Origin of the sequence: Elioraea rosea (assembly GCF_007644105.1) — a bacterium.
GTDB classification, from domain to species: domain Bacteria; phylum Pseudomonadota; class Alphaproteobacteria; order Acetobacterales; family Acetobacteraceae; genus Elioraea_A; species Elioraea_A rosea.
Genome location: NZ_VFAC01000092.1, coordinates 1 through 977 on the forward strand (window position 1 = coordinate 1; position 977 = coordinate 977).

Annotated in this window: 1 pseudogene; it reads left to right on the forward strand. The window is 77.6% G+C overall.

Annotated features, from left to right (window positions below):
• Positions 1-977 (forward strand): annotated as a pseudogene (locus FIF60_RS21855) (chromosome segregation protein SMC); the annotation flags it as partial.

The following is a 977-nucleotide window of genomic DNA, read 5'->3' on the forward strand; positions in this document are numbered from 1 at the left end:
GCGCGGAGGCCCAGGCAGCGGCGGGCGAGGCCGCCCGCGCCGCATCCCGCGCCGATGCCGACCGTGCCCGCCTCGCAGCAGAGGTCGCCGCGCTGCGCGAGGTTCTCGGCGGGCGCGACGACGAGCTCTGGCCGAAGCTTGTCGATGCCGTCACGGTCCCCGAGGGGCTCGAGACCGCTCTCGGCGCCGCCCTCGGCGAGGCGCTCGAGGCGCCGGCGGACGAGGCAGCGCCGAAGCACTGGCGCGCCCTGCCGCCGATCGTTCCGGCCCAGCCCCTGCCTGCGGGTGCTGTGCCGCTTGCCGAGATTGTCACCGCCCCGCCCGTGCTCGCCCGCGCGCTTTCCCAGGTCGGGCTTGTCGAGACGGCGACGGACGGCGAGGCGCTGTGGGCCTCGCTCCGCCCCGGTCAGGCGCTCGTCTCCCGCGAGGGCGCGATCTGGCGCTGGGACGGCTACGCTGTGCGCGCGGGAACGCCGACCGCCGCCGCCGCCAGGCTCGCCCAGCGCAACCGCCTCGCGGGGCTTCGCGGCAAGCTCGCCGATGCCGACTTCGCCGCCTCCCGTGCCAAGGCGGAGCACGAGCAGGCAGCCGCTGCGGAGGCCCGGGCACTGGCGGCCGACCAGGCCGCGCGCAACGCCCGCCGCATGGCAGAGCGTGGCCTCGAGGAGGCGCGCTCAGCGCACGCCAGCCTGACGGCACGCGCGACCGCTGCCTCCTCGCGCCTTGCAGCACTTCAGCCGCAGGAGGAGCGCGTCGCCACAGAGAAGGCGGAGGCCGAGTCGCGCCTTGCCGAGCTTCGCGAGCAGGAAGGCGCGCTGCCTGCGCTCGCCGCGCTGCAGGCCGAGGTGTCCGAGGCGCGCGCCGCGCTCTCCGAGGCAAGGCGCCTCGAGGCAGAGGCGCGCGCCGCGCTCGCCGTCGCCCGCCGCGAGCAGGAGCAGGTCACCTCCCGCCGCGCCGCGATCGCGCGCGAGCGCGAG